The sequence below is a fragment of the Bowdeniella nasicola genome, assembly GCF_900107735.1.
In the GTDB taxonomy this organism is placed as follows: domain Bacteria; phylum Actinomycetota; class Actinomycetes; order Actinomycetales; family Actinomycetaceae; genus Bowdeniella; species Bowdeniella massiliensis.
Window position 1 is genome coordinate 14,055 of sequence record NZ_FNQV01000010.1, and the last position, 25,241, is coordinate 39,295.

Consider the following 25,241-nt stretch of genomic DNA (forward strand, 5'->3'; position numbering starts at 1 on the left):
GTCCTAACTCGTGCGGAGTGGATCAATGCGTGCAATTAGCGGTTTTGGGGGCCGTCCCATTATCCGATATCTCAGGTGGCCCCACGCAACGCCGAGCCTCCACCCTACGCTGCGGGCCGTGGCCTTACTGCCCATGTTCGTCCAGCTGATAAGCGCAGTCGGTAGCGAAGCCAGTGCGGCAAGGAGACTATGTCGGAAAGACACGAACCCGGGAGCAATCGAGTTTCGGTAACGACACCACAGCTGGATGGAGGTTCGTCCGTAGTGAAAGTACTGCAGCAAGGACGAGTGAGCATCGGGCCGTTGGACGTAATCGACCCAGGTAGCAGCATTGCCTAGCGGTATGCCTGCAAGCTGTGCACGGATACATAACTCCGCTTCATCGTGTCCACGAAAGAAAGACTCGTCGAACCCACCTATGGCTTCGAACACCCACCGTTTGGCCCCCAGCGTGTTGCCTGGAGCGTAGAAGAAGCCAAAGATCTGTGCAGTTTCGCTGGATGTTTCGATACCGACACCGGAGGCCAGATAACGTCGGCTAGCTCCTACAACCGGCCATTCGCAGAGAGCATCACGCATGTCCGCCACCCAGGTATCGGCCACTGCGTCGTCATCGTCGCAGAAAAGGATGAGTTGATTACGCGAATGCTTGATCCCCGTATTTCGTGCGTGGTTGATTCCTTGCCTGGCAACAGCTGGCACCGTACGGATTCTCGGGTCCTTTTTCGCGAGTTCCTCTACGACATGCACTGTGTCATCAGTGGACCGATTATTTGCCACAATGATCTCGTCACCATCGAGAAGCTGAGGGATCAATCTTCCTAGCTGCGTTGCGATGGTGGCGGCACCATTGTAGGTGGGGATGACTATGGAGACTGCCGTGTTTTCACTCATTATTAGGCACCTCTGTCGGCTGATATGGCGCTGGTAGGCCCCTGCGGAAGCTAGCGAAACCGAACGTTTGCGATGCTTCGGCGGCGGCCTTAGCTGCGCGGAGTTCTGCTTCCTGGCTTGCGCGAATGCCGCTCACTACCAACTTGGCAAATTCAGGTGCGTTGTCGGTAACGCCCCAGAACCAGTTGTCACCAGGGATTCCCTCGGATCCGACCGTTGTACTGACCACAGGGACACCGCGAACGAGTGCTTCGATTGTCTTGTACTTCACGCCGGCTCCGGTCCGAAGCGGCACAATCACAATCGCGGTTTCTCGATAGAGATCATCGAGGTTTTCACGGAAACCGAGCAGTTCGATTCCTGCAGCGTCCATCCGGTCTACGAAGTCGTCGCGAAGACCCCCGCCTGCGACAACTACCTCGATATCTGGCAATTCCCGACGAACCAGTGGGAGGACTTCGTCGGCGAACCAATACATTGCCTCCTCGTTCGCCCACCTAGCCATGAACCCCACAAAGGTCACTCGGTGGGCGATCTTCTCTCTCCGATCGAGGAGCTCGCCACGGATCAGTGGCGGAACAATAGAAACCTCCGCACCCTGTGCAACGCGAGGTAAGAGATCACGATCCTTCTCACTCAACACAATGACGTGATCTGCCCACTTCATCACCAGATACTCGCTGGCCTGAGTGAGCCGGGCGCGAATCTTCCACACTAGCGAAGTGAGAGCATCCTTAGCCTCCTTGGCCTGGCGGATGAAGCGCTGTGACAAGACGTCGTGGAGGGTGACCGTGATTGGCGCGGCTGGGTTAATACGCCGCAGCCACGGGATCAGGGCTGCCTGCTCCTGCCACTGGATGTCGATGACGGTTGCTGCAGCAATATGGGTACGCAATTTGGCAAGGTCCTTGGGCGCAAGCCCCGGCCGCCAACCAATCATCTTCCCAAGCAGCTGCAGGACTGCCGATTCCTTCCGTCTCACGAGAACGTTACGACCACGGGTTCCGCGAGCAAGGGATCTCTCATTAGCTGGCCCAAATGCGCTGAGCATCGTGAGATCGTAGCGCTCGGATATTGCCGAGGCGATATCGAAGACTAAGGTCTCGCCTGCGGACTCACGCCCATTGGTCGAGGGAATCATGGGGGTGATCATGACGGCTTTCAGTTTCCCGTCACGTGCGACTGGAGCTTCTCGCGCGGTGGCGCTGTCCAGCCCCGCGGCCATCGATTCGCGCCAGGAATCCCAGTTCGGGTGGCTGCTGAGCTTCGTTTGGATGTCCTCGGAGGCCGAAGCGAGCTCGGCTTGCGACAACTGGACGAGGAATTCGGCCGCATTGGCGATCAGGTCGTCATCGAGGTCGAGTAGCCAGCCACTTTGTCCGAGCACGGTCTCGAGGCCGCCGATGCGCGTCGCCAACACCGGTAATCCGTGTGCGAGCGCGTCCGTGACAACGACGCCACCACCACTACCCCGGGTGAATTCGATGAGGAGATCGTGGGGTAGATACTCGGCTGATAGTCCCTCTGAACTGAGGGTTCCCAGGTGTCGGACCGACGCCGGTAGTTCAGGTGGGGCATCGCCAACTAGCGTGAGGGAGATCTTCCGACTCTTTCGAGCTTGCTCGACTGCCGCAATCACATCCGGGACACCCTTACGCCGCCAATCGCGGGCGACGACCAGGGCTTTGAGATCCTCTCCGTGTTCATTCTTGGCGTCGCCCTTGCTACGCGATGGGGAGATTCCTGGACCAAACGGCGCGACTGTGATGGTATCTGGGATAACACCTGCGTCGTTGATGAGTGCTTCTTTCGACCATTGCGACGCGACGACGTACGAGTCAGTACGGCGTGAACTGAGCTTGTCGACAAGTCGGCCCTGGACCGCGCTTATTGCTGCAATATCACCGTTCTGAAAATACGACGTTTGCATCGAAGCAAAAGACGCATCCGTTATTTGGATGACCGGAATGCTCTCGGGCAGCCGAAGGATATCTGTCGAGGCTGCGATCGCGACGATCACATCAAGCCGATCTTCCGTCCTCGCGAGTCGGCGGAGTTCGTTAGCAACTGCGCTGCTTCGTCTAAGCGACGTCGACAGAGCGTGTCGGACTAGGTAGGTCTTACCGAACGCTCCGGAAAGCTTTGCGGCGGCCCGATCGAGAATCGAGACTCCAGGGTCCTGTGGGTCGATGAGCACGACTTCGCCGAGGCTTTGGAGTTCACGCATGATGGGCTGGACGACCCCAGACCACGCTGCCGGGTCATTGACATCCCAGCCGGAAACGACACCGATTCTCATACGATTCCTAGTCAAGTTCGCGCACCGCCTGATGAATTTCTTGCGCGAAACGCTCTTCCGAGAAGTGCGCGGCATGCTCTCGAATGGCCTCCGCATTCCACGTCACCTGCTCAGCTCGTTCGATGGCCCGCACGATGTCATGTGGATCTGGGCTCTCACAGTAGACACCATTGACCCCCTCAGCAATGGAATCCAGGAAGCCTCCCTCTCGCAGCGCAATAGTGGGCTTGCCCCAGGCTGAAGCTTCCAAAGGAGTGATACCGAAATCTTCGTGAGATACGGTAACGAGCGCTCCACAGTGCGCGTATGCCCACCGCAGTTGAGCGTCGGTGAGATCCTTCGCCAGGAACCCGACTCCGTCCACCATGCTCCGAATTCGCGACTCTTCGGGGCCTGATCCCACCACCACAATCTGCTTGCCTGCAAGCTTCGCTGCCGTGACAACCTTGTCGACGTTCTTGTATGGCATGAGGCGGGAGACCACCAAAAGATAGCCGTCGGCGACGTGTTCGCTGACGCCGGGAATGGGATCCTGGGTGCCCGATGTATCAACCGAATGCGGCGGGAAAATCAGTCCAACATCTTCTTTGTCATAGACCTGCGCGATTCTCTCGCGCACAACAGTCGAATTACCGACGTAGCTCCCGTGCTTGGCTGCAGCTCGCTGATCCCACCAGGTCAGCGCGGGCGTGAGGAATCTGAGGATTGTTGCTTTTAGTCCGCGTTCATCACCCAGATAATCCTGCGGTAGGTACAGCCATCTGGCCGGTGTGTGGCAATAGATGAGAGCTTTGCCGTCATATCGGAAGCCGTGCGCCCAGCCAGAGGACGATACAACTGCGTGAGCTTCCCGCACTCGCATCGCCGAGGCCGCAAAAGCCAAGAATGGCAGTGCCAGTCGATGATCACGCCGGAATAGCCCAATGCGGTTCAGCGGCGAGGTCACGATCGTGGCTTGTCGAAATTCCGGGAACGTTGTCTCCGGGTTGTAAAGCGTCGTGTAGATCGTCGCATCCGGGTACATCCGATGAAAAGCCAAGACAACGCGTTCTGCCCCGCCCCTTTGGGTGAGGTAGTCGTGCGCGATCGCTACTGGCTTAGGCCCGGATTCAGCCTCGAGGCTGGCCACCACGTTAGCGATTCGGCGCCGGCCAGCGTCTGGGGAGAAGTACTCCGACCAGCGACGAATACCCTCAGAGCTCATGCTCTCGCTCGAAGTTGCAGTGACGTGTGCGATTGCGCCGGCGAGGGCGTGGCTGTCAGCGGCGGGAACGATCGCGGCAGCTGCGCTCCCGGCCACTTCCGGCAGAGCTCCTCGATCACTGGTGATGACTGGAATGCCGGCAGACATTGCTTCAGCTATGACCAGGCCGAAGGACTCGCTCACGAGAGAGGGGACGACGAGGCAATCAATGGATTCGAAGAAGACTTCTCGGGACACCCACCCTAGCTGCTCGACTGCTACTGGTGTGGCCGCGAGCGCCGCACCAATCTCGGCTGCCTCTGCTTTGTCGACGAACCGAGAATCCCCCGCGATCACGAGTTCGAACTGGTCCGGGTTCTCAGCCTGCAGTTCCTCCATCGCGTCGAGGAGGGTGAGGATGCCTTTGTCCTTGGAGATGCGGCCAAGGAATCCGATTCGTGTACGGGCACCGATTGCTGGATTGTTCTTGACTTTGACCTGGTCGACCCAGTTATGGAGCACTTCAGTTCCGGGCATTCGTTCCTGCATAGCAGCGGATGGAACAAAGACTCGCATAGCGCCAAGCTTGCTGAGAGCAAAGGCGACTGATTGGGCGCCCGATGCTTCTTGGTGGTAGTGGACGATTCGGCGTGGGAGCCCCGCCGTTGCGAGCGCAGGCAGGAGTCCATTGGCCCAAAGGATCCGAGAGCGGCGGCGGGCTACCTCCTGCCGCAGGTTTCGCGCGTATGCCGCGCGTCCGCTGCCGGGAACTGGTTGCACTTTGAAGCCGCGGTCCGCAGCTGTCCGAACAACCTCATCCGGGCAGGCAGGAGCAACCACCCGTACAGGTACGTCGAGCGCTCGGAGTGCCTCGGCAATGTTGAGCAGCATGACCTCACCACCGCCGATCTCGCCCTGGTTTGCGAGCAGATCAATGGTTAGCGTCATACAGAATCCCCTCGATATACGCGTCCTATTGCCGCTGTCAGGCTTTCAACCGACGCCAATGGGTTTGCTGCCGGTCGTGCGCCACCCCGCGCGACCGCGGAGACGATCGCTGTTGGGCTCAAATCATCGAGAAGGTCCGCTTCGTCGAAGATCTCACCGTTTCCTCCCACTCGGCTTGCGACGACCGGCACGTCACACGCACGGGCATCGAGCAGTGCATACGACAGGTTCTCCCACGCGGAGAGCTGCACGAGCATGTCATGTCTCCTCATCGCTTCCTGGGCCTCGACATGACCCGGAAAGGTGACGGACTGCTGGAGCGATAGCTCATCCACAATCGCATCGAGGTTGTCACGTTCGGGGCCTTCGCCAGCGATCGTGAGATGTGCTCGCGGGTCCCGCCGCAAGATCTCGGGCATCGCGCGAAGAAGGTACTGAATGTTCTTTTCGGGAGCTAACCTCGCAAGGCTGAGGATGCGGATTCCCTGTCCTAACGTGTGACGCTTCAATCCCGGATCGCTGGTTTTCGCCACGCCATTCGCGATGACAGTGACATCACCGGCACCCCATTTTTCTTTCATGAGGTGGGCAGTCGATTGGGATACCGCGATTACGTGATCGGTCCGCTTCAATCGGTATCGGTGCACGTTCTGCTTGACCCGTGCGACGTTCTTCGACGATGCGTAGAGGGTGTCATCGGCGGCGATCCCATGCTCTGTTGTTGCTGTGATGGCACCGAAAGTGTGGGTCAAGGTAGCTGCCACGATATCTGCGTAGGCCAAGTGCGTGTGGATGACGGCAGGGCGCAATAGCTCGACCACCCGGGCGAGAGTCCGCCTAGAGTGCCACAGTCCTGCTTCCGGACCGAAGTCTCCCTCGACCACCGCACCACCGAGAGCTCGAATCCTTGCCGGCAAGTCTCCGGGAGGCGAGAGGACGACGATCCTAAAGCCCGGAATCCCGTGCGCCACCACATCCAAGACATGACGAGCTACGCCCCCGAGATTGGCTACGGGGACCACCCATAAGGCAAGCGGCGGCACGTCGGTCATGGAATCAGAACCACTCTTCGAGACGGTCGAGGGCGACCCAGAATCCTTCGCCGTTATTGACGTGCCCCTGCCAGATTTCCGGAATGAACGGGGCATCGGGAGCCAATCGATCGAGCTGTTCAGCCAGGACGGGCCAATCAACTTCGCCTTCCCCCACCTGGTCGCCTTCACCGTCGACCCCGGAGGCATCGACGATGTGAAGGTGATCTGAGTACGGCGCGAGCTTTTCGACCATCTCGGAAAACGGAATCCCCAACCAGTTTGCTGAGAGCTTCGAGTGTGAAATGTCGAGGCAGAGTCGCACTCCAGAGTCTTCGCAGAAGCGAATCGTGTCGTCAGGATCCATGAAGAGGTTGTGGTACTGCTGGCCGCCAAGGAGCCACGGATAGGGCGGCAATGTCTGAGCCAGCATCCTGATGCCGTCGGTGTCGAGGTGTCCCACGGCCTCGGTGATGCGGTCGTATTTCCCGATCCGTTCACTGGGCGGTATGTGTCCGTCCATCGTGAAGCCACCCATCGTGACCACCATGATGGGACGCTCTTCCTTCGGGAAGTACTTCTTCAGCTCGCGCGTGACATCGATCGTTCGTTGCACTTCATCTATCGAGCGCCGCCAGTGAGCCTCGTCCCTCGAGGCGAGGTCGACGAGAAAGTCACCGGCGAAGAGGTCGGGAAGGTGGGTGGTGAATCCGATGTCGAGCGGCTTGTCGAAGACGTCCGCGGGATCGATGTCGAGATCCTTGTAGGAGAAGTGGAACTCCAGGAAGTCTGGCGAACTGTGCTGCAGGAGCTGCAATGCGTCGTGGTACCGCACGGGCAATCCCCACGGGCGCCGGAAGGTAAAGTCACGCCCGGTCGGCATCGCATCGTCTAGATCGCCGGCGAAAAAGAAGTCTCCCGCTTGCAGGTCTCGGTGCGCTCGGCGCCCCACGAGGTCGGTGAGGCGGTTGGGCTGGAGGCCGCGACCTGGGCTCTTGATCGTGACATCCTCGGCAGAGATTCGCTGCCCGGTGGTGATCGGCCGAGCCGCTACGAGCGATTTCGCTAGATTGATGCGGTTGATCTTCTCCCCATGGGTGACTTCACGGGTGTCGCGTTTGCCGATCGCTTCTTCAACTTCCCGGATCTGTCGAACCATCTGTTCGAATTCTTCGGGCAGGAGGGAGACCTGGTGGTCATTGCCTTCCATCGTCTTATCGATGGTGAAGTGCTTTTCGATGATCGATGCTCCACGAGCAACCGCGGCGATCGGGACATGGATGCCGCGTTCATGGCCGGAATAGCCGACGGGACATTCACCAATCTCGGCCAGCTTGTCCATGTAGGCGAGGTTGACATCCTTGAAGGGCGCTGGGTACATCGACTGGCAGTGGAGCAGTGCGAAGGGTGTGCCGAGATTCTTGAGAACCTCAATGCTCTCCCGGATCTCGGTTTCGGAACTCATGCCTGTTGACACGATCGTGGGAATCGAGCGGGAACCTACATCTTTGAGTAGTTCGTGATTCGTTAGGTCAGCGGAGGCAATTTTGAAGGCGGGAACACCGTAGGCCGCTAGATCTTCAACTGATGTGTGATCCCAAGGCGTGCAGAAGACTTCGATACCCCTATCCCGGCAATGATCGAAGACTGCGAATAGCTCCTCAGCGGGCAGCGAAAACTTTCTTAGCAAGTCGAGTGTGTATTGAGCCGCTAAGTCTTCGCCCTCGGTGGCACCGCCAGACTGGCGATACAGCGAATCCATATCGCGTAGCTGAAACTTCACGGCGTCGGCGCCGAGATCGGCGGCCAAGTCAACCAGACGCTTTGCGAGATCAACATCGCCATTGTGGTTATTTCCGATCTCAGCGATGACGTATGCCGGGAAGCCCGGACCGATGCGCCGCTCACCAATACGCAGTTCGTCGGAGCGATCGATAGCGATCGCCATGACGTGTCCGCGATCATCCAGCAATGGCAGGTGCATTGCGCCGTTGGGCAATGCCTCTCGCATCGTTTTCTCGTCCACTCCGATGCGAGACGTGGCAGGGTTCCGGTTCGCGACGTCCAGTACGGGGACATCGAAGTCGATGTCAGGCGCGTTGATCACCCAGCGCCGGAAGTCGCCGTCGGTGAGGACTCCGAGCAGGACCCCGCTCGCGTCGACGACAAAGACAATGCGCTCTTTGTTTGCCGTCATTTTGCGCAACGCGACGATGATGGGGTCTTCGGCGAAGACCATGTATGGCGTGAGGTTTCTATCGATGATCATGCGCTATGCTCCCCATCCACCGATCGATTGTGAATAGTCATCCATTTGCAGTTCGGCCAACCGGAAGTCGATATCGGTATCAATATCGACGCCCTCCAGCTCGCTCAAGACGAACAGCCCGATCGTGCCACCTATACGATTGTGGAACCGATCGTAGATCTCCGGCCGCGTAACGTACAGCGAGCCGTTTTCCCGAAATCGCAGGTCAGTTAACGTCATATCTTGGCGCCGTTTGCGGTGCTCGACATCGTAGTCAGCCGCCGGGGGTGCGCCTTCATCGGGGCCAAACCGCCAGATGAACGGGGCGATCGGAACGACCCCCACGAGCGAATCGACGCCCGTGGTTTCGAACTGCTCGATTGCACGATCGATCGTGTCGGGTTGCCGCAGCGGACTCGTTGCTTGCAGGAGCATCACGGCGTCGTACGTCCGTCCTTCGGCGCGACGGAAGTTCAGCGCATGTTCTACGACCGGTTCGGTGGGGGTCGTATCTTGGGCGAGTTCGAGCGGCCGTAGGAAGGGTACATTGGCGCCCGCCCGCTCCGCGATCTCGGCTGTTTCTGGTGAATCCGTCGAAACAACGACGTCGATATTGGCCTTCGCCGCCAACGCTTGGCTGATGGTCCATTCCACGAGGGGGCGGCCGCCGAGGTCCTTGATGTTCTTTCCTGGCACGCCCTTGGATCCGCTTCGGACCGGGATGACACACAACACGTTCATGTCGCTGAGAGATCTCCCTTTGTAATAAGTGAGGCTATCGCCGCTGCTGGTTCTTGGGATGGCAACGGAAACGATGGGGTGGGCTCTCGATCACCATGCGGCTGCCAGGGAGCCATGCCGTAGCGCTCCCACATCGAGCGTAGCCACCGCGGCGGGTCAGGATGCACCACCCAACTCGGTTTCCCGCTCGCTGCGGCTTCCAACACGCCCGTGGAAAACACGGATGCGATGGGACCGCGAGCCTGCGCAAGGGGTCGCCGTTCAAGATCGAACTCGATCCCGTTACGACGCCAGCGTGCGTGCGTCCGGCGGGACAGCAGATCCATTTCTGATGGGTGGGGTCGATAGTGGGCTCCCGTTGAATGGCAGTACATCGTGGCAGCTTCCGCGAAGTCTGCGCGCGGGAGCTCCGCTCCATGCAGCTGACCGAGGAATATTCCGGGTCCGTCGAGTGGTGCCGCGCGCTGCTTCGATGCTTCCCAAAGCAGCTGCGAACCCACGGTTCGCACAGCAATATCGTCACGCCCGGACTTCCAGTAATCACCATCTACTGCAGAGAAGGCAAGTAGGGTTGCGTCGGCGGGTAGCGGCGGAACTTGGGGTGCCAGGAGACCGTGCTGGACGACGACGAAGGTGATGCCGTGTCGCCGAGATATCTCATAGCCCAGGGCGCCCAGGGGCAGATAATGGCCGACGCCCAGCACGTGACGCAGCGACGCCCAGGACGCGGCCCGCAGGTCCTCGGCGGTGATCCTCCTTCGCGAATCGGATCCGAAGGAGCGAGCTGTTCCGGCGGGACCGATGATAGCGATGGGGAGCTCATCGTAGAGGAGTTTCGCGGGCGCAAGCAGCGCCGCAGTTTGAGTCGGGCCCAACGAATCAATAGCAACGAGGACCGCGGCCCGCTCGGGATCTCCGATCAGTTCGAACTGCTCGGGCGATCGGTCACGTCCGCGTCGATCCTTCACCCACCGGACAACACGTCGCAGAGCGGGCCCTTGTCGCTTCTGCCATCGCTGCCACTGCTCGAGATCCCGAGCAAACCACAATTGGTCATCCATGGCGCCACATACCTGCGACGAGTTCAGCGCGATGCCGGAAGGTGTGGTGAGCTAACGACCGCTCTCGCGCACGTTGTCTAATAGAGCGCGTCCAGTCGACGTCGGTAAGCGCTCGCTGCGCCAGTTCCCGGAGCTCGTCGTAGCTGTCGTAGAAGAGGACCTCGGTACCTGGGTCGTAGAACTCTGCAACGTCTGGGCGGTCAATGAATTGGACGCCTCCCATTCCGGGGATCTCGAATGTCCGCATCGAAAGTCCCGCCTGCAGCCCATGAATATTGATCGCACCAGCACCTTCACCCTGGATCCGATATGCCTCGGCGAGTGGAATGTCTCGCTCCCCAGGGATACTAGGCCGCCGGAGCTCCCAGGTTCGCAGCCGGTCATAGGGGTGACGACTCCATTGCCGGCCGTAGGCCCTCACCGGGAACCCGTCCCTGACGAGCCGTTCCAAGATCTCGGTCCGATTCGGGTACTTAGCCCCGACAAAGACGAGTTCATTACGCCAGCTGGTTGGCAGCTGCGCTAGCGACGGGTCGAACGCATTGGGGACGTAGCGAGCATCGATGCCGACTTCCTTCAGGCGTTCCGCCTCACTGCGCGCGTATGTGAGGACGGGCTGCAGGCGTGACAAGGAATCGAAGGAGTACCGATGACGTTCGAGGTCGTCGTACAACCAGAGGGTCACCGGTACACCCATAGAATCTAGCTCGGACCAGAACTCCTCCCCCAATGAGTCGCCCTTGATCACCAGAACCCGGCCGGGACGCACTGACCGTAGGGCATCGACCGCGCGCTGCGTGTCCCACCTACTTCGAGCATCGTGGGTGGAGATGCCAACGCGCTGCGGAAGCTCGAGCATGATCTTGTTTCGCAGCTTGCTCGTGGCAGAGGAGTACAGGTCGTAGCAGTAGGACGTGACGGTGTAATCGAGCTGTCTAAATCCATCCGCAATCGACCGGTAATAGCCGTGGAATGCTGGGGTCACCAGGAGAATGTGTTCCGCCGTCACGATTTCACCCCGCTGTTTCGAACTAGCCGACGCTCATAGTTGAACACTGTGGTCGCTGATACATCTCGTCCGAAGGCTTCTCGAACTGCATTCACACCGAAATTCACCGCAGACGCGAGGTAAAGCCCTGCGCGAAGACGGCGCGGATGCCCCCACTTTTTCGCGTAATGATTGCGTGCTTGGACCAGCCAGGTTCGCCGAAGCTGGGAGTCCGAGGAGCCTCCTCCTTCGTGCAAGACTTCGACGGTCGGGATCATGAGGGACGGGATTGACGACTCGCGCAGGCGTCGCTGGAGGTCGACTTCTTCTGCGTTCATGAAGTAGCTCTCGTCGAAGCCCCCGGCACGTCGGACGGCTTCCACGGGCAGAAGCATGACAGCGCCGAAAACCCACTCCGTGGGCGTCGCGACACTCGCACTCTCGGCATCCGTGTCGTGCCCTACCCACCGGTGAAGCCGCGGCTTATGGCGGAAACGAGCGAGCGGCGTCAGCCACTCGACGACCTGGTGAAAGACGGTCGGAAACAACCGCGCTGTCCATTGAGGTTCGCCATCGAATCCCACGACCTTAGGTGACACCACCGCGGGGGCCCAGGAGTTCGCCGAATCCACGAGGGCCTCGATTTGGTTTGATGACATCTGCGCGTCGGAATTCAGGATCAGCGCCCACGGTGTCTTTACGAATGACAGTCCGTGATTGACGGCGGAGCCAAACCCGCCATTGTGTGCCTTGCGTGAAACTACGAGGCGAGGATCTGTGAATTCGTCTGCCGGGAACGGGATCGGCGAGTGGTCATCGGCGACGATGATCCGCGCGATCGTGGACGACTCCTGCGTAATCAACTGCCCAACGAGGGAGAGGGTATCGCTTGGATCTCCATAGTGCGGGATCACAACGCTAACAGCGCGATGCTCGCTCATAAACTTCCCACATCTCGGCCGATAAGTGATACATGCAAAGTCTAGCGACTATACTAACTCGTCTTGATCGTGCTCACCTTTCGGCACTCGTTGGCTCGCCTCCGCTCGCCGCAGGAAAACCGCGGCTGCAGCCCCCGCCACCACTCCGAGCGAGTTCGCGGCGAAATCTAGCCGGTCCATGTTTCTCGCATCGAGCAGATAACCCTGGACGAGTTCAATGGTCATGCTGGTACCGACTCCTGCCACCACAACGTGCCAGGCACGAAGTTGGGGGAACACCACGAGCGCGATGACCACTGGAATCGCGAAGGCGAGGAAGTTGAAGATCTGCTCGGTGTGGTCAGGTGTGATACAGCGGGGCAGCCCTACCTTTCTTAGTGCCAGCCATAGATCGAGGTTGAGGCGGTGGATGACGCTGCCGTAGGGCCAGAAGAAGATGAAAGTTGCACAAGCGAGGTATGCGGCAAGCAGTCCGCGACCCAATCGACGACGCTGGGTGCCAGTCACAACCGCATTCCCGGGTTGAGCTCTTGTACTCGTTCGACTTTGAGTTGGTAGGCACGTTGGTCTCGGAGCCTCATTTCTTCTGCGGTGAGCATCAGCCCGCAGGCCAAGAGAAGCGCTCCTGGCACGGTAATGAAGGTCTCTCCCAAGCGGGAAGCACACACCAGCAAGACAATTGCAGCGCCTTCGACTGCAATGCGAGAACGTGACCGAAAAACCGCGCTAAACGGCCGCAATCCCAAGATGATGTATGCCAGGACGACAACCACACAGAAAATTGCGCCACCTTCAACCCATAACCCCCAATAGGAGTTATGGAACCACCACTGGCGGTCCTCAATGATGACAAAGGCCTGATTGAGTCCACTGCCGTACCACGGGGTATCGCCGACCTTTTCCCATGATTGCCGATCGATCTGTGCACGGAGCCGGTCCGATCCAACGCGCTCGGCGTACACCAAGGCGCGGGCGAAGTTCTCTTCGATGTACTGGATAGCGACGACGAAGCCGCCGAAAAGAACCATTCGAAAGAACATGCCTAGTTTCGGCGAGGCCACGACCCAGATAATCGCGCACGCGAGGGCTGCCATGCTCGTGCGGGAATCAGTCAGGACCGTTCCCGTGGCACCGAAGATCAGGAGGGCTACCTTATACCTGTTGTTCGAGCTCGTCGCCGCGAGTAACAACGGCACAACGGCGTAGTACAACCCGGCAACATTCTTGTCACCGATAAACCCGGTTAAGACGCCACCATAGGTGTCCGGCACCAGCCCCAGATAGAACAGCGGGATATTGATCGCGAGCGCAGTGACGGCCCCTCGCAGTGCTGCCCTCATATCGACGCGCCCACTAGCGAACACCCCAATGAGTCCCATGAGCATGGCGATGCGGAAAGCCCGCCGTAGCCAATCACCGTCATTGATGATCGTTACGCCGATGAGGTAGAGGATGAGTGCCACCGCGAGTACGCCTACAACGCCGAATCTCGAGAGCTGACGTTCGGGGCGCCGGAACAATGCAAGGGTGAGGAATGCGAGTGCCGCCAGTTCAGACAGCGGGACACTTCCGCCGCCCGCCGGGATCGGCACTCCTTGCATGACAAGCAGGAAGCCCAAGCAGACCTGAAGCAGTGAGGGTGATCGATTTGATAGGAGCGGGTTCTCTCGCTCGTCTGTGGGCGGTAGCGCAGCGCGGAAACGGCCTTTGCCTTGGCTGTCCATAAGCGTCCCCCTCTCGCTACGTTCGTCGTGTCTGCTCATTCGTCATGAGGATAGTGCATGCGTGCGGCCTCAGAGACTGATCTCTGAGCGTGGACGGCGGCCACTCAGCTCTTCCAACCGAGCGACGCGCGCTTCGTATTTCAGTTGCCGATGCCGCTCTAACTCCTCTGCCGTGAGTATGAATCCCGCAGACAGCAACAGCATCGATGGGATGGAGATGAAAACCTCGCCGAGTTTCGAGGCGCAAACCAGCAAGACGATAGTGCTCGCCTCCACAGCAATACGCGACGGGGTCCGCTCCAAATTACTGAATGGCCTCAATCCCAACAGCACGACCGCCGCGACGACGACTCCCGCGAAGATCCAGCCACCTTCGGTCCACGCCGCAAAGTAGGAATTGTGGTACCACCACCGGTTCGTATCCACGAACACGTAAGCCTCGTTCAGACCCTTGCCGTACCAGGGAGTCTGCGTCACCTTGACCCAAGAAGCGACGTCAATCTGGCTCCGCAAATGGTCCGATCCGAGCCGATCTTCAAAGAAGATAGCGCGCGGAAAGTTTGTTTCCAGATAGTGAACGCCATAGATCATGGCCCCGAGCAGCGCGACTCGAAAGGCGATCCCACGCTTACTGGTGATAAGCAACCAAATGATGGCGCAACCGAGCGCCGCCATAGTGGCGCGAGATCCCGTGAGGACTGTGCCAAGCAGAGCGAAGGCGATCAGAAGCGTCTTGATGTCCCGGCGTTTGATGGTGGCACTCAGCAACAGCGGCACGACGGCGTAGTAGAGTCCGGCGACGTTCTTATCCCCGAGAAAGCCCGTGAGCACACCACCGTAGGTGTCCGGCAGCAATCCGAGGTAGAACAACGCAATATTCAACCCGAGCGCTACGGTCACTCCCTGCAGTACGGCTTTGAGCTGCAATCGACCGCTGCCAAAGGACCCAACAAGGGTCATGAGGATCGCGATCCTGCCAGCGCGTCGCATCCAATCCACGTCGTTGATGAGGCTGACGCCAATGAGGAAGGCAATGAGCGCTACAGCAAGGATCCCCAAGACACCAAATCGCGAAAGCTGGCGCTGCGGGCGTTGGGTGATCGCAAGAATACACAGTGCGACGGCGGCTGCCTCAGATAGCGGAAAGATCTGTCCGCCGACCTTAGCAATGACTCCCTGCATCACGAGGATGAATCCCAACACGGCTTGCAACAGGAGCGTCGGGTTACCCCGCATGAGCGGATTGTCGTGGTCGACAACCTCGGCGTTGACCGTGCGCGACATGGCTGTATCGGATCCAGTTATCATGGTGACCGCTCACACCTCCTCCCGCCGGAATCACAAGCGGTTCGGCTATACTGATCGTAGCTCAGCACGCGCCCATTCCACTTGGCCAGTACCACCTTAGGCGTTCCATTGGCTCACTCGACCTCCACGCATAACCAGCTCAATGTTCGAGTCATCGGTCGAGATTTTTCCGTAGCCTTGCCTCACGATTCTGACGACGCACGCCGCGCCCACCTCCACTCGGCCTGGCAGCGCTGTGTTCCAACCGAATCAGTGGATCGTGACGCCATTGCAATCGACTGCTCGCGCGGCTTTTCATCGGATTCTCCTGAATCCGCTTGGCAGAATTTGGGCGACCGAGTAGCTACCGCCATCACAACCGAAGTGCTGCGCGTTGGTGTCGGTGAGTACTTGCTCTTCCACGCCGCCGGCGTCGCCACCAAGGACGGCGACGTCCTAGTCTTGTGTGCCGGTCCGGGTACGGGCAAAACCACCGCCTCAGCGGTGCTGGCGAAGCACTTTGGTTACGTCAGCGACGAGATGATCGCCGTTGATCCCGAGTCGGGAGAGGTATCGCCCTACCCGAAGCCGTTGCAGGTCATCGTGCCAGGCTCTGGCAGTCGCAAGGACCTCGTCGGTCCCGACGATCTGAAGCTGCTTCACCCCCCACAAACTCTGCGTCTTCGCCAGCTTTTCATTTTGGACCGCGAACGCGATCCCGCCGAGTCATTCGCGCCAACCATCGAACCCATCGATGTGCCGCTGGCGCTGGAACTCCTCATCTCGCAGATCTCTTCGCTCTATCTCCTGCCGACACCATTGCAGCTGCTTTGCCGCTATCTTGCCGATTCTGCCGGCCCCTTGGTTATTCGGTACGCCGAAGCTGACACCCTTCCCGCACTGTTGGCCGATTGGCTCGAGGAGGAGAGGCCGGATCGCGCCCCGGCGTTCACTTGGTCCCCCTCCGATACCTCTGGGGCACCCCTAGACGCCCCATCAGGTTCGAGGTTTCAACGCCGCGCCCCGTTGGACGCTGTGCAGCTCGATGATGCTCTCGCGATCCTCATTCACAGCGAGTTCTTCGTCTTGGCCGGAATCGGAACAACAATCTGGAACGCTACGGCTGAGCCCGCAACTGTTGACGATGTTCTGGCGCGCGTCGTGGCTGAACATGGAGCACACGATGATGCGGCCGCAATTGTCTCGTCCGTATTACAGAATTTTGTACACCAAGGAATTCTTGCCAACGTGCCCTAATGTTGCGGAAAGTAGAGGTTGGTCTCACCTTGGCATCTGGATCCGAAACGGCACGAGAACAAACTAGAGTTACTCAGTAGCAACACCCATGAATTTATTGTTAGGCAGCCTCACGGCAGCACACCGAAAGTTGGACAAGGCATGACCGTCGTTGACTTCTTCCGCATGCTCAAAGCAAACATTGTGATTTTGCTGCTGGGCGTTCTCCTCGGCGCTGCCGCCGGGTACGGGTACTCCATGCTCCAGCCCAAGGTCTATACCTCGAAGTCGACGGGGTTTGTCGTCGTCAACGACTCGGCCGGCGGATCAGTGCTCTCAGGCAGCAGTCTCGCGCAAGAGCGCGCCAACGCCTACCTGCCACTGATTAACAGCCGCGCGGTCCAAGAGCAGATCTCGCAGATGAACGATGGCAATGCCCCCGCAGGCAGCCTCTCGGCGGAGGTTGCCACCGGGTCCAACCTCATCGTGGTTTCGGCGAGCTCCAGTGACCCAGAAGCTGCGGCAAAGCTTGCCAACACGGCGCTGCTGGCCACCGCGGAGGTCGCTAACCGCATTGAAGGCAGCCAGTCGGCGGTTCGTGTCGAGGCTCTAGAGGACGCCGTTGTTCCCACTGCCCCATCGAGCCCGAACATTCCACTCAACGTTGCCTACGGCGCCGCGATTGGATTGGCGCTCGCTCTTGCCGTGGCCTTCTTGCGTCGCTTGTTCGACGTCAACATCCGCACCACAACCGACGCCCGTGTCGCTGCCGGAGCCGGGATCCTGGGTGCGCTACCCAGCGATGAGACGTTCTCTCTGACGGGCGAGGGTGTCGATCATCTTGCGCCGCGCGCATCGGAGGCCGTTCGCCAGCTGCGCACGAACTTGAAGTTCGTGAGTGTCGACAACCCGCCGAAGACTATTTCCATCACGAGCGCCGATCCGGGCGAAGGAAAGTCCACGGTCATTTCAGCGCTTGCCACGGCCCTGGCTGCCTCGGGCGACCGCGTGATTCTCGTTGACGCGGATCTTCGCCGCCCTCGCCAGGCCTCACTGTTCAATATTGAAGGGCGGGTTGGCCTCTCGGAGGTCCTGGCCGGTCAGGTCGAACTTGATGACGCGATCCAGGAAGTAGGGCCCTATGGCCTGCTCATCCTTCCCGCGGGCCGCACGCCTCCTAACCCATCGGAGCTGCTGGGTTCCGAACGTATGAGGCTGCTGCTTGAGGAACTGTCACGCCACTGCACCGTCCTCATTGACGCTCCCCCGGTGTTGCCCGTGACGGACTCGACGTTGCTGTCGACTTCGGTCGATGGGACGGTGCTCGTCGTTCGCCATGGCAAGACTCGCCGGGATCACGTCGAGGTCGCACGGGACATGCTGGCAAACGTCAACGCCACTGTTCTCGGTGTCGTGCTGAACCGCGTTCCCGCCAAGGGAGTTGGAAGCAGCTACTACGGGGGCGGTTATGGCGCTTCGGACCAGTCTTATGCTCCCTACCAGTCCGCGCCGCGCGGGTCTCGCGGCAGCAACAAGCGCAGCGGCCGACGCGCACGCAAGACGGTACGCCACCGCAACTAGCGAATGAAAGCACGCTTTTGGGGGCGATGTGCCAACTGGCGCATCGCCCCCAAAAAAGTATGTGGCTAGAGCTTGTCGCAGCCGATGATGCCCTTGGGGAACCGAACCGTGAAGACCTGAGTCATCGACTCACCGGTGACGTTATCAGTGACCTTGAAGGCGATCGTGATGGTGCCGCTGGCATCCTGGCTATTGCCGTAGTTGTCCAACACCAGGTAGAACGGCTTAGTCTCGCCGCCTTCCAGTGTGAAGGAACCGAGTTCCCCACCCGTGAGCGGGTCCGACTCGAAGAACCGGAGGCGCCCCACCCGCCCCGCGTCGCCGTCAAAGGTAATGCTACTTGCGCCGGGAAGAGGCTCGACGTTGACGGTGTGCGTTGACTTGTTCGTAAAGTTCGCGCGGAACCGGTAGGCGTGCTTGAGGTCGTTTCCAGCACTACCGCCCGGGTACTTGCAGAGGGTCCCCGGAATAAGCTCGGGCTCTACGATCGGCGACGCGGCGAACGCTGGTGCATTGGACACGACGGCAATTGCGGGTACGGCCCACGCGGCACCTGCGATCACCGTGCGGCGCGACACTCCGGCCTGAGAACGCTGAACTGACATGTTGAGTCCTCCTGTGACGTCCGATCACGGGGGGTGATGACGACAAAATTTTTCGCCCATCCCATACCCGAACTCCCGATTCGGCGAGATTGAGCGGACCTATGCCCTAAGGCAAGTTGAGTGTATCGCGCACTTTCGCATCACTCAAGCATGTTTCACTGACAGGAACAGATAATTATCTGTTTCGCGAACCGTCAGGCAAGAAGGAAGAAATTGCGACCTAGCACTCAATATTGGGTACGTTGAACGCGACGCTGGACGTATCGATGATATTCAGCCCCCCACCGGTCACCTGCGTGCGGACGGACATCGTGGCATCACCCACCGGGACGTCTGTCTTAAAGGGATCAGACCAAATGAGCTCGATCGTCGTCGACCCGCCGGCCGGAATCGTGACACCGCCAGGGCTTCCCGCGTAGGTAAAGCCCCCTGTCCTGGTGGTCCCGCCAGCAGTGAGGGTCCCCTCCTTGGGGGCTACCGTGATCTCCTGGTTCGTCTTATTCTCGTAAGTTGCAGAAAGCGTGACCGAGCCCTTCTTGCCCGAGTTGTTCCTGGTGTAGCGGCACTTCGCGGTGAGCGTCAACTGAATCAGGGGGGAGGCGGCGAAGGCGGGCACCTGCGAAGCGACGGCAATCGCGGGCACGGCCCACATCGCACCTTTAACAACGTGGCGGCGCGTAGGCGTAGCAGAAGACGCAGTCGGCTGAGTCATGGCAGTCCTTCAAGCGAGAAACAGAGGGGATTTTCAGACTCGGCCCGCGGGGACCGAGTCCGAGTCAAGACTACAGACGCGCTCTGACTTAGACAAATGATGTTTAGCCCACACTTTTGATCGAGCGAGTCTGGCAGACTCGATCGTGCCAGGCAAGACGTCGATTCGAGAGAGCAGGAGCGGCGAGCATGACTAAAGGATTTCGAATGCCGGCACGCTTCGCGGCCGAAAACTCGGCAGTGACCTCGGGCGGAAGAATCCTGTTCGTGTGCACTGGCAATATCTGCCGTTCCGCATTCGCACACCACTACGTCGCCCGCGCGCTCGCTGATCGACAGCTCCACCATCTGGAGGTCGCCAGTCTCGGGATGGGAGTGAACCAGCAGCTAGTGGTGCCTGAGGAGATCCTCGAACTGGCTCCGGGGCCCATCCAGGGCGCGTTGAAAGAGCACCGCCCCACTCTCGTGAACGAACCAGCGGTCATCGCCTCGGACGTCGTCTTGACGGCAACGACCCGTCACGCCGATCAGATCGTCACTGAGGTTCCGGCCGTGCACGCTCGGACCTTTACGCTGATCGAGTTTCTTTCCTCCATCCGCCACGTCAAGGATGCGCAGAATGTGCGAGACCTGGCGCGCCAAGCTGACCGCTGGCGTAGACGACACCGCCAGCACGATGCCGGCGCGATCAATATCCCCGACCCCTACGGCCGAGGAATGCCCGCCTACCGCGCGATGGTCGATGAGCTCACACCACTGCTCGACGAGCTCGTCGGAAAGCTGACGGACCTAGTAGGCTCCCCGTCCGCCGACGACGATCCCGATGGTGCGTAGGCAAATCATGATGTCGCGGAGCATCGACCAGTTGTCCACGTAGTACAGGTCGAGGCGAACGGTTTCGTCCCAGTCCAAATCGCTGCGGCCCGAGACCTGCCAAAGACCGGTCATGCCCGGCCGGACACGTAGCCGCAGGTACGCCTTTTCGGAGTAGGTATCTACTTCCTCCGGCAGTGCCGGCCGTGGCCCCACCAAGGACATCTCCCCTCGCAGGACGTTAAAGAGCTGCGGCAGCTCATCGATAGAGTGGCGGCGGATGAAGCGCCCAATGGGCGTGACGCGGGGGTCCTTCGCCATCTTGAACAGGCCTTCGCCGGCATGTTCTGCGACGAGCTCGGCGCGAAGCTCCTCGGCGTTTTCTACCATCGAGCGGAATTTCAACAGCTTGAAGGGCTCGCCGTCGACGCCAATGCGGGTCTGGGAGAAGATCACCGGCCCGCCGTCGTGGACCTTGATGAGGAAGGCAACAATCAAGAGGAACGGCGAAATGAGCAGCGTGCCGAGTCCAGCGCCGACGAGGTCGAAGAGGCGTTTAACCCACGACAGGGCCTTGGCGGATCGAGGTTGCTCCACCCACATGAAGGGCAGTCCGGCGACCGGGCGCGAGTGGATTCGGTCTTGCGCGATATTGCTGAGTGCCGGCATCACGATGAGCGAGACGTGCAGCGATTCCAGGGCCCAGGAGATGGAGGAAAACTCGGCGGAGTCTTTCAAGAAGCCGTCCGCGATGACGAGGACCTCGACGTCAGACTCCTTGACCGCGCGCGCTAGGTCTTGAAAGACGGGATCCTTCGAGACGTTGTCGGTGGTGGGCAGGTGATCGGCGGATAGGAAGGATGCGACGGGAAGCAGGCCGAGCCAGGTGCGGCCCGCGAGCGCCTCTGCAATCGCCCTCGTTCGCGTCGGGGAGCCGGCGATGAGGGCGCGACGCATGAAATGCCCCTCGTCACGGAAGTGGTGCAGGATGCGACGAAAGATGAAGCGCCCGAGCAGCAAGAAGATCGTCTGGACGACCAGGAGCACGAGGAAGTAGGTTCGCGAGAGCGGGATGTCCCACAGGTAGGCGATGACGCCCCAGCCGCCGAAGGCCAGCGCCTGGGCGGTAATGATCGCGCGGTATTCCGCGCTGCCGGCTCCGATGTCCCTGAGGTCATAGCCCCCGACGAATTTCAGCACGGCCAGCAAGACGATGTATTCGGCGATGACGAAAATCGTCACCGCGGAGGGGATGAACGGCACCGGAGGAAAGAACGGAATGGTGCCCGGCAGGTTCCAGGCGAGGGTGGCCGCAAAGATGACAGCTAGCGTGTCAATGATCGTGACGCTAAGGAGAACGATCCGGTAGGAGCGAATGCTGTCGACTCTCACGCTGACCTCGGCGTCACGGGAAGATAGGGGCGCAGGCAATCCCCTGGCCGTTGCTCGGTTGGTTCCACAGCTAACTCGTCATCCACTCACTCGGTGAGCGCTCGTTACTTGACTGGTGTGAAGCGCCCACTATCCAGTATTTGACTCCGTAGCAATCAACCTTAACCTATTGCAACGCTTCGAAACAGGGCTCGTTCCTACGTCGTGCGTCCTGGTTTCCACAGGCGTAAGGGCTAGATAAGTCGACTCACACTGCGCGATTCGTGAGCGCAAGGACGAGTCGCCTCGCGCCTTCCATGGCGTCCTCGTGCGGCAGTGCCAGGCTCAGTCGGATCCAGCTCTGCCAGGTTTCGCCGAACTGGCCACCGGGCGTCACGCTGACACCGGCTGCCGCGCAGCGCGCCGAGAGATCTGCGTCGGGCTCGAGGTACGGGCCCGCGTTGAACCACAGCAGCATCGAGCCGTCGGCGTCGGCCACCTCGGTGACCGGCAGGTGCTCGCGCAGATAGGCGGCGACGTCCCGCTGGTTTTGGGCGACGGTCGCGGCGATCTGGTCGACGTATGCGCCGCCATCGCGCCACGCGGCGATCGCTGCGGGCTGTGCGAAGTAGCTCGCCGTCGACAAACTGAGGCGCGACTTTGCGGCTTCGATGTTTTCGCGAGCCTTGCCGCGCGCGAAGACGACGGCGGCTTCGATGCCGGACATCGCAAAGGTGATCGTTGGCGAGGCGGTGTGGATGAGTCGGCCTGCTTCGAAGAGGAACGGGCAGGCCTTCGCCATCGGTATATAGGGGCGTTCGGTCCTCGCAAAGTCGGCGTGGATATCATCGCTGATGACGGTGACGCGGTAGATCTCGGCGAGGTAGCCAACCTTCTTTAGTTCGTCTTCGCTGAAGATCCGCCCGGTGGGGTTGTGCGGGTTGATCCACCAGAGGTAGTCGGCGCCGATCATCGCGTTTTCGAGCGCGGGCCAGTTGATTCGCAGGCGGCCGCCGAAGTCTTCCATCCGCACGAGCCTGAGCTCGGCGCCGGAACGCTGCAGCATCTGCGCCACCCGCCCGTAGGTGGGGCTGAGCGCCACGATGACGGGCGCGCGCTCCACGCCGTTGTCGGCCGTCGCTTCGACGCGGGAGTCCGCTTCCTGCTGGGCACGGCCGAGCACGACCTCGCGCGGCGCGCCCATCTCCATAGCCGCCGCGGCCGACATCGGCGATCGATCCTCGGAGCCGCCGGCGAGCTCGTAGAACGTCGGGCCGGCATTGATGAGCGCCGTCATGAGGTGTGTCGTCTTCGGGATAAAGAGCGCGTCGGCGGCGTCGACATTCCAGCCATGCCGGTCCCGTTGCCACGCGGCGGCGGCCTCGACGTAGTGGGCGCCCGGCCGGGTGTATCGAAACGATGACGCATGCGCGGCTTTGAGGATCGCTTCCGCGACGGCGGGAGCGGTCGGGAATTGGGGTGCCGCAGGTCCTAGATCAACGACGTCACTCATGTGCCCATCTTCCTACAGCGGTGAAGGAATGTGTGATTTTGGCACAGTTTGATCACCGGCGACGACGTCCGGTTACGCCTCTTTCCGACGGACGTCGACAAAAATCAGACGATTGCTCTGTGCCGCATGATCATCGCGGATACCGCCGATCGCAGGCGGTGGCTCGCCGAGGAGAAAAATCGGCTCAAGACGTGCCGCATGCAAGCCCACCGGCTCGTTCGATGCGGTTGACGTGACAATCAGGAGTGCCATAGTCGAATGAGTGAACACCAACGACCAACATTCCCCTCAAGCTGATGTTCCGCCAACCGCGACGCAAACTCTCGCCGAGTTAATCGCGACGCACGAAGAGCTCACGCACGTGGACTCGGGCGACGACCTTCGCCACAAGGCGGAGTACCACCAGGGCGAACTCGATCTGCGAGTCATCATCCCCGCGCTGGTTTTCGTCGTCGGAGTGGTCCTGTGGGGCCTGCTCGCGTCGGATAACTTCGCGAACTTCGCGGCCTCTGCCATCACCTTCGTGGTGCAGGACTTCGGGTGGGCCTTCGTCCTGTTCGGCACCGGCATCGTCGCGTTCATCATTTGGATCGCGGCGTCGAAATTCGGCCGCATCCGGCTCGGCAGAGACTCCGACGTTCCCGAGTTTTCTACCGTCTCGTGGATCGCGATGATGTTCGCCGCGGGCATGGGCATCGGCCTGATGTTCTACGGCACGACGGAACCTCTGACGTTCTATCGCGAGGGCGTGCCAAACCACGAACCGCATGATGTCGGCGCCTCGTTTGCGACGACGCTCTTCCACTGGACGCTGCACCCGTGGTCGATCTACGCGGTGGTGGGACTTGCGATCGCCTACTCGACGTTCCGGATGGGTCGCAAGCAGCTGCTTTCGCGCGCATTCATCCCGCTCATCGGTGAAAAGCGCGCTGACGGACCGCTCGGCGCAACGATCGATGTGCTGACGATCGTCGTCACGGTCTTCGGTACCGCCGCTTCCCTCGGCATCGGCGCGCTGCAGATTAGCGCTGGCCTTGATCGGACCGGCCTCATCCCTGGGGCGTCGATGAGCACGATCATCGGCATCATCCTGGTGCTGACACTCGCCTTCCTCATTTCGGCGATGTCGGGCGTTGGCCGCGGCATTCGCATCCTGTCGAACGTCAACATGATCCTGGCGTCCCTGCTCGCGATCTTCGTGTTCATCCTGGGTCCGAGCATCTCCATCCTGAACATGCTGCCGACCTCGGTCGCGAACTACCTCGGCCAGTTCTTCGAGATGGCCGGCCGCACCGCCGATTCCGCCGATGGCACCGCGGGCGAATGGCTGTCCGGTTGGACGATCTTCTACTGGGCGTGGTGGATCAGCTGGAGCCCCTTCGTCGGAATGTTTCTCGCGCGCATTTCCCGCGGCCGCACGATCCGCGAGTTCATCGTCGGCGTGACACTCGTGCCCGCCACCGTCACGACCATCTGGTTCTCGATCTTTGGCGGCACCGCCGTCGACTTCGAGCAGGCGGGCAAATCAATCTGGGGCGACGGCGATTCCAAGCGTCAGCTCTTCGACCTGCTCTACCAGCTCCCCGGTGGCGCAATTGCGGCCGTCGTCGCGATGATTCTGTTGGCGACCTTCTTCATCACCTCCGCGGACTCCGCGTCGACGGTGATGGCGTCGATGAGCCAGAACGGTCGGCTCATCCCGAGCCCGTGGGCCTCCGCCGTCTGGGGTAGCCTGACCGCCGCGATTGGCCTGACGCTGCTCGTTTCGGGCGGCAACGACGCGCTGGATAATCTCCAGTCGGTGACGATCATTGTCGCTTCGCCGTTCCTCATCATCATTGCGGCGCTCGCCGTCGCGCTGGTGAAGGGGCTCGCGAACGATCCGCTCTACATCGACCACAAGTCGCAGCAAGAATTCGCCATGAAGCTCGCCCGTGAACGCCGTTTGCTCGAAGAGCATCGTCGCCGCCGCAAGAAGGGCGGAGCGCGCAAGCGGGAAGCCACTCGCTAGTCGGCTCGTCGCAAGCGCAGAAAGGGTCCGCAGAATAATCCTGCGGACCCTTTTC

21 protein-coding genes are annotated in these 25,241 nt (G+C 60.3%); 4 read left to right on the forward strand and 17 right to left on the reverse strand.

Annotation, left to right across the window (positions count from 1 at the left end):
- Positions 1-3: 3 nt before the first annotated feature.
- The 12 genes from BLU67_RS08215 to BLU67_RS08270 all read right to left on the reverse strand — a co-directional run bounded on the left by BLU67_RS08215 (position 4) and on the right by BLU67_RS08270 (position 15,342).
- Complete coding sequence (locus BLU67_RS08215) at positions 4-894, reverse strand: glycosyltransferase family 2 protein (protein WP_092564839.1); 891 nt, start codon at positions 892-894, stop codon at positions 4-6.
- On the reverse strand, positions 887-3,193 hold the full coding sequence (locus tag BLU67_RS08220; protein ID WP_176780749.1) for a glycosyltransferase: 2,307 nt from the start codon (positions 3,191-3,193) through the stop codon (positions 887-889). Before BLU67_RS08220 ends, BLU67_RS08215 begins: the two co-directional genes overlap by 8 nt.
- Positions 3,194-3,200: 7 nt before the next feature.
- Complete coding sequence (locus BLU67_RS08225; RefSeq protein ID WP_092564843.1) at positions 3,201-5,324, reverse strand: glycosyltransferase family 4 protein; 2,124 nt, start codon at positions 5,322-5,324, stop codon at positions 3,201-3,203.
- Entirely contained in the window at positions 5,321-6,472 is a 1,152-nt protein-coding gene (locus BLU67_RS08230; RefSeq protein ID WP_092564845.1) for a glycosyltransferase family 4 protein, read from the reverse strand. The genes BLU67_RS08225 and BLU67_RS08230 overlap by 4 nt, the downstream gene beginning before the upstream one ends.
- Positions 6,381-8,624, reverse strand: coding sequence for an N-acetylneuraminate synthase family protein (locus BLU67_RS08235; RefSeq protein WP_092564847.1), 2,244 nt, complete (start codon positions 8,622-8,624; stop codon positions 6,381-6,383). The genes BLU67_RS08230 and BLU67_RS08235 overlap by 92 nt, the downstream gene beginning before the upstream one ends.
- Positions 8,625-8,627: 3 nt before the next feature.
- Complete coding sequence (locus tag BLU67_RS08240) at positions 8,628-9,344, reverse strand: acylneuraminate cytidylyltransferase family protein (RefSeq protein WP_092564849.1); 717 nt, start codon at positions 9,342-9,344, stop codon at positions 8,628-8,630.
- The gene (locus BLU67_RS08245) at positions 9,341-10,312 is read right to left on the reverse strand and encodes a hypothetical protein (RefSeq protein ID WP_092564851.1); all 972 of its coding nucleotides are present in this window, start codon (positions 10,310-10,312) and stop codon (positions 9,341-9,343) included. The genes BLU67_RS08240 and BLU67_RS08245 overlap by 4 nt, the downstream gene beginning before the upstream one ends.
- A gap of 85 nt (positions 10,313-10,397) precedes the next feature.
- Positions 10,398-11,390 carry a CgeB family protein gene (locus BLU67_RS08250; RefSeq protein WP_222842437.1) on the reverse strand — a complete coding sequence of 331 codons (993 nt, stop codon included), beginning with the start codon at positions 11,388-11,390 and terminating at the stop codon, positions 10,398-10,400.
- Positions 11,391-11,410: 20 nt separating this feature from the next.
- Positions 11,411-12,334 (reverse strand): glycosyltransferase family 2 protein, encoded by a 924-nt coding sequence (locus BLU67_RS08255; RefSeq protein ID WP_092564855.1) that lies wholly within the window; start codon positions 12,332-12,334, stop codon positions 11,411-11,413.
- A gap of 48 nt (positions 12,335-12,382) precedes the next feature.
- Positions 12,383-12,841, reverse strand: coding sequence for a VanZ family protein (locus tag BLU67_RS08260; RefSeq protein WP_092564857.1), 459 nt, complete (start codon positions 12,839-12,841; stop codon positions 12,383-12,385).
- Complete coding sequence (locus tag BLU67_RS12265; RefSeq protein ID WP_176780751.1) at positions 12,838-14,097, reverse strand: O-antigen ligase family protein; 1,260 nt, start codon at positions 14,095-14,097, stop codon at positions 12,838-12,840. The genes BLU67_RS08260 and BLU67_RS12265 overlap by 4 nt, the downstream gene beginning before the upstream one ends.
- A gap of 30 nt (positions 14,098-14,127) precedes the next feature.
- The gene (locus tag BLU67_RS08270) at positions 14,128-15,342 is read right to left on the reverse strand and encodes a hypothetical protein (protein ID WP_092564861.1); all 1,215 of its coding nucleotides are present in this window, start codon (positions 15,340-15,342) and stop codon (positions 14,128-14,130) included.
- 276 nt (positions 15,343-15,618) lie between these two features.
- Between BLU67_RS08270 and BLU67_RS08275 the strand changes: the two genes are divergently transcribed.
- Positions 15,619-16,602, forward strand: a complete 984-nt coding sequence (locus BLU67_RS08275) for a hypothetical protein (protein ID WP_143027380.1) — start codon at positions 15,619-15,621, stop codon at positions 16,600-16,602.
- Positions 16,603-16,743: 141 nt separating this feature from the next.
- Positions 16,744-18,162 (forward strand): tyrosine-protein kinase domain-containing protein, encoded by a 1,419-nt coding sequence (locus BLU67_RS08280; RefSeq protein WP_092564865.1) that lies wholly within the window; start codon positions 16,744-16,746, stop codon positions 18,160-18,162.
- Between the two features lie 65 nt (positions 18,163-18,227).
- Here the strand turns inward: BLU67_RS08280 and BLU67_RS08285 are convergent, their stop codons facing one another.
- Together BLU67_RS08285 and BLU67_RS08290 are read right to left on the reverse strand one after the other, a co-directional pair.
- On the reverse strand, positions 18,228-18,767 hold the full coding sequence (locus BLU67_RS08285) for a hypothetical protein (RefSeq protein ID WP_143027381.1): 540 nt from the start codon (positions 18,765-18,767) through the stop codon (positions 18,228-18,230).
- Positions 18,768-18,987: 220 nt separating this feature from the next.
- Positions 18,988-19,479 (reverse strand): hypothetical protein, encoded by a 492-nt coding sequence (locus tag BLU67_RS08290; RefSeq protein WP_143027382.1) that lies wholly within the window; start codon positions 19,477-19,479, stop codon positions 18,988-18,990.
- 188 nt (positions 19,480-19,667) lie between these two features.
- On the opposite strand from BLU67_RS08290, the gene BLU67_RS08295 reads away from it, so the two are divergent.
- Positions 19,668-20,312 carry an arsenate reductase/protein-tyrosine-phosphatase family protein gene (locus BLU67_RS08295; protein ID WP_092564871.1) on the forward strand — a complete coding sequence of 215 codons (645 nt, stop codon included), beginning with the start codon at positions 19,668-19,670 and terminating at the stop codon, positions 20,310-20,312.
- On the opposite strand, the gene BLU67_RS08300 is transcribed toward BLU67_RS08295, so the two are convergent.
- The 3 genes from BLU67_RS08300 to BLU67_RS12115 all read right to left on the reverse strand — a co-directional run bounded on the left by BLU67_RS08300 (position 20,268) and on the right by BLU67_RS12115 (position 23,427).
- A complete protein-coding gene (locus BLU67_RS08300; RefSeq protein ID WP_176780752.1) occupies positions 20,268-21,683 on the reverse strand; it encodes a sugar transferase in 1,416 nt (471 codons plus the stop codon). The two genes, BLU67_RS08295 and BLU67_RS08300, sit on opposite strands and share 45 nt — an antisense overlap.
- A gap of 247 nt (positions 21,684-21,930) precedes the next feature.
- A complete protein-coding gene (locus tag BLU67_RS08305; RefSeq protein ID WP_092564875.1) occupies positions 21,931-23,175 on the reverse strand; it encodes an aminotransferase class I/II-fold pyridoxal phosphate-dependent enzyme in 1,245 nt (414 codons plus the stop codon).
- Between the two features lie 72 nt (positions 23,176-23,247).
- A complete protein-coding gene (locus BLU67_RS12115) occupies positions 23,248-23,427 on the reverse strand; it encodes a hypothetical protein (RefSeq protein WP_143027383.1) in 180 nt (59 codons plus the stop codon).
- 10 nt (positions 23,428-23,437) lie between these two features.
- Between BLU67_RS12115 and BLU67_RS08315 the strand changes: the two genes are divergently transcribed.
- Positions 23,438-25,186: a BCCT family transporter gene (locus tag BLU67_RS08315; RefSeq protein WP_092564879.1), complete on the forward strand. Its 1,749-nt coding sequence runs from the start codon at positions 23,438-23,440 to the stop codon at positions 25,184-25,186.
- Positions 25,187-25,241: the final 55 nt, after the last annotated feature.